This window comes from Bacillus sp. JJ1127 (genome assembly GCF_036965845.1).
Taxonomy (GTDB): Bacteria; Bacillota; Bacilli; order Bacillales; family Bacillaceae_G; genus Bacillus_A.
On the sequence record NZ_JBALQK010000396.1, the window covers coordinates 1 to 3686 of the forward strand.

Genomic DNA, 3686 nt, shown 5'->3' on the forward strand with positions numbered 1-3686 from the left:
AAATTATGGTGATTGAAAAATTTTATTTTATATCTGTGATTGCACAGATAATAAGGAGAAATGATTATGGCGAACAAACATTGTAAATTACTTCATAAATCGTTTAAAGAATTGGTACAAGAAAATAAACAAAAGATATTGAATGATAAACAAGAGATGGAAAAAATTGAACAACGTATTGAACAACGTTATACAATTAATAAATCGGCTTCCTAATTTAGATACGAAAACTTTGTTGATATACAAACAAGAAGATAATCGACTAGATGCAGTAGTTGGTTATCTTTTTGTTTTTTCAGTGTTTAATCTTACAAAAGTGTAATACTCATGTCACGTTTTTGAATTTCTCCTCAAATGAAAAGAGATTATGATAATAACATCATAAAAAATATATGAGGTGAATGACGTGAAAAGATATATTGCACTTTTTAGTATTTTAATTGTTTTTGCTACGATGTTAGTTGGTTGCGACTTGAATCGTATGGGAAAAGATGAGTACTACGTACAAATTACAGTTGATGGAACGGAAAAGACAGGTAAAGCTGATGATGGTCGTACATACAAATCATTTGAGTATAAATTACCTGCATTCGATAAAGAAGGTAAAGAAAAAGAAATGGAATTTACAGCTAATAAGAACCTTCGTAAAGAAGCATTCCTACGTGTATTCTATTCTGATAAAAAAGGTGTAACAGCTTGGGAAGAAGTGAAAAAAGACGAGCTTCCTGTGAAAGTAAAAGAAAAATTAGGTGTGAAATAAATAAAGGAGTTGACCTGTGGGTCAACTCCTTTATTTGTTTGCAAAATCCTCTTCTGAAATTACCGTAAATCCGTGTCTTCGGAATAAGGCTGTTGTTACACCATAACCATCTTGTTTGTTCCCATTGAATTCCCCTGTATAAATGGTAGAACTTCCGCAAGAAGGACTTCGTTCTTTTAAAATGATGTATTCTGGATTTAAATCTTTTATTTCTTCTAAAGCTTTATAAGCTCCTTGTACAAAAGCTTCGGTTACATCGTTGCCTTCTTGATCCATTACCTTTGCTTTGCCATCTAGTACATCATCGCCATTACCGCCAATGATTTCTGCTGATGGACGCGGAGTAGGTAATCCGCCTAATACTTCAGGACAAACGAGAACAGTTTCTTCTTTTTGTAATAACTCTTCGATTTTTGAAACGAGATTGTCATTTCCATCATAGCGGCAGGCAATACCACCTAAACAAGCACTTACTACAATCATGTTTTTCTACCTCAGTTCATCAAAAATTATAAAATCATCGCCCATTTTGCTTTTGAGTTCCTATTTATATATGGGGTGATAAAAATGGGAACTTTCTATAATTTAATGAAAACATATAGCGAATTTCAAAGTAAAGAAGAATTTAATGCGTATCAACAGCAAATTGTAAAGAGGTATCAATCGGATATAAACGAGACGGATTTTTTAGTGATTCGTTTGTTAGGAAGATATGCAGTTAATGAAAAACAAAAAACAGTTGGTGTTGCTTGTCCATTAATGGGAACGATTGCTGAGAAGATAGGAAAAAGTATTCGTACGGTGCGCCGCTCTGTTGCAAAGCTGGAGGAACTCGGAATTATTGAGCGGATCCCTACGAAAGAGAGACATAAGCGCGGAGGGTATAGTGCGAACTTATATGTATTTCGTAAAGCAGCGATTGACCGCATGAATGACCGTATGGAAATGACCGCATGTGAAAAGCGGGAAAGTGTAGAAGGCAGTAAGAAGGAAGATGCGCAAGAAGAAAGGGAAACGGTTTATTATAAAAACTTTTCTAAATTACAAAAGAATAGAATAACGTATGAACTTGATGAAACATATTGTCGTCATGATATTCCAATCAATTTCATACATGCGGTTATACCAATGTCCAGAAATCCGCAAACGATTAATTTGCTTTGGAGTAAAGTGGAACTTGCATATAAAAAAAGTGGATTACTAGAACAAGGTGTATTTTTGGAAAAGTTGATTGCTGATGAAGATGTTTATGCACAGGTCATTCGGCGTACGAAAAGTGTTGTAAGAGCGCATAAGTATGGGGAGATTCGGAAAGATATTGGAGCTCTTTTGTATAGTACGATGCGAGCACTATTTTTGGATGTTGGATTGGAATGGGGAGCAGCTGTAAGAAGGAGTAAAGGACTAACTTTATTTGATCCATTCAAAAAAGAGTCATGCGTGTAGCACATGACCCTTACAGGTTAATCAAACTTTCTTACTACTGGAACGCGAATTGCCACAAATAATACGAAGATAATAACTGCGATGGCGCCGCTTTTCATAATGGTTACAATCGGAATGCCAGCAGCGAGTGCGAGCGATGTAATTGCATAGGAAAGCGGGATAAAGCCCATAGATGAAAGCATCATTAAACTCATAACGCGTCCCATCATTTCTTCTTTTACAGTAGACTGAATCATTGCCATTAATGGAACGATGGCCATGGCAATGGTAATACCGTAAAAGGCACCAGCTAATAGAGCTTGCCAAAGTGCTGTACTAAAATTAATTGATAAAAAGAACACGCCGGACAGCAGCATCATGACGATACAAAACAAGCCGCGTCTACGATTGATATTCTTAAGGCCAACGATGACAGCACCAATTGCCATACCGCCTCCGACAGCTGCTTCTAAGTAACTAAATTGAAGTGAGTCACCGTGCAAGACATTTTTGATGAACAGTGGAAAACCAACTTGCATGGGACCGATTAGAAATAAGTTTAAAAAGGCACTGCAGATGAGGAATGTTGAAAGAAAAGGTGATTCCTTTACATATAAAATCCCTTCTTTAATGGATGTAAACATTCCTTTGTCTTTATCAGGTTCCTCTTGCATTGTAGATTGTATTTTCTGAACGAGTATAGCAGCAACGATGAGTAAAATGATCGTAATTGTAAAGATTGTCTCATAGTTAGTAAATTTGATAAGGATCCCCCCAAGTACAGGGCCTAAAATGACTGATGCTTGGTTTGTCATCTGCGTGAGTGAATTTGCTTGTGTTAAGCGATGTTTTTCTACTAGTTCAGGCAGAATAGATCCATCTGCTGACCAGAAGAAAGCATCTGCTAATCCGAAGAATAAAGCAAACAAAGCAAATGTATACAAGGTTACATCACCAACGATAAACCAAGTTAAAATCGTTGCAACAAGAATGGCACGAATGATATTGGAGTAAAACATAATACTTTTTTTCGGAAACTTATCTGCCACAGCTCCGCCAACAATCATAAAGATAAGTCTTGGGACACTAAGAGCAACAAAGACAACACCAAGTGAAGCTTCAAGATTTAATGTTTTCGCTATGTACCATGTTTGAGAAAAAGTAAAAAAGGCTAAAGCAAAGCTTGAAAATAGAGTAGCTGCCCAGAGGAAAAGGAAGTTGGTATTCTTTAATAACGGCTTTCCGCTTCCTTCTAAAGCAGATTTATTTTGTTGTAATTTCTCCATACTGCTTCCTTTCTATGTAACAATTTTGAACGGATATAAAATCCTGTTAACACTCGTTTTATACAGTTTCGAATATTTCTATACTGCACTTTTTAATTGTAGACAATGATAGCAGATTTGCCGGTTCTGGTGCAAGTAATCTCTAAATCTTGAGCATACTGATACTATTATTCTGAAAAGGTGTGTCACCGGTATGGAATTATATAAATCCATTT

5 protein-coding genes are annotated in these 3686 nt (G+C 36.0%); 3 read left to right on the forward strand and 2 right to left on the reverse strand.

Going from position 1 to position 3686, the window contains the following annotated elements:
* Positions 1-60: 60 nt before the first annotated feature.
* Both V7183_RS25015 and V7183_RS25020 read left to right on the forward strand, forming a co-directional pair.
* Positions 61-216 (forward strand): FbpB family small basic protein, encoded by a 156-nt coding sequence (locus tag V7183_RS25015; protein WP_077295370.1) that lies wholly within the window; start codon positions 61-63, stop codon positions 214-216.
* A 190-nt stretch (positions 217-406) separates the two neighbouring features.
* Complete coding sequence (locus tag V7183_RS25020) at positions 407-760, forward strand: YxeA family protein (RefSeq protein WP_097895969.1); 354 nt, start codon at positions 407-409, stop codon at positions 758-760.
* A gap of 30 nt (positions 761-790) precedes the next feature.
* On the opposite strand, the gene V7183_RS25025 is transcribed toward V7183_RS25020, so the two are convergent.
* Positions 791-1243, reverse strand: coding sequence for a DUF523 domain-containing protein (locus V7183_RS25025; protein WP_335361220.1), 453 nt, complete (start codon positions 1241-1243; stop codon positions 791-793).
* Between the two features lie 84 nt (positions 1244-1327).
* Here V7183_RS25025 and V7183_RS25030 point away from each other — a divergent pair, with 84 nt between their 5' ends.
* On the forward strand, positions 1328-2206 hold the full coding sequence (locus V7183_RS25030; protein ID WP_097895974.1) for a helix-turn-helix domain-containing protein: 879 nt from the start codon (positions 1328-1330) through the stop codon (positions 2204-2206).
* 17 nt (positions 2207-2223) lie between these two features.
* Here V7183_RS25030 and V7183_RS25035 read toward each other — a convergent pair whose 3' ends face one another.
* Positions 2224-3471 carry an MFS transporter gene (locus tag V7183_RS25035; RefSeq protein ID WP_097895976.1) on the reverse strand — a complete coding sequence of 416 codons (1248 nt, stop codon included), beginning with the start codon at positions 3469-3471 and terminating at the stop codon, positions 2224-2226.
* Between the last annotated feature and the right edge of the window lie 215 nt (positions 3472-3686).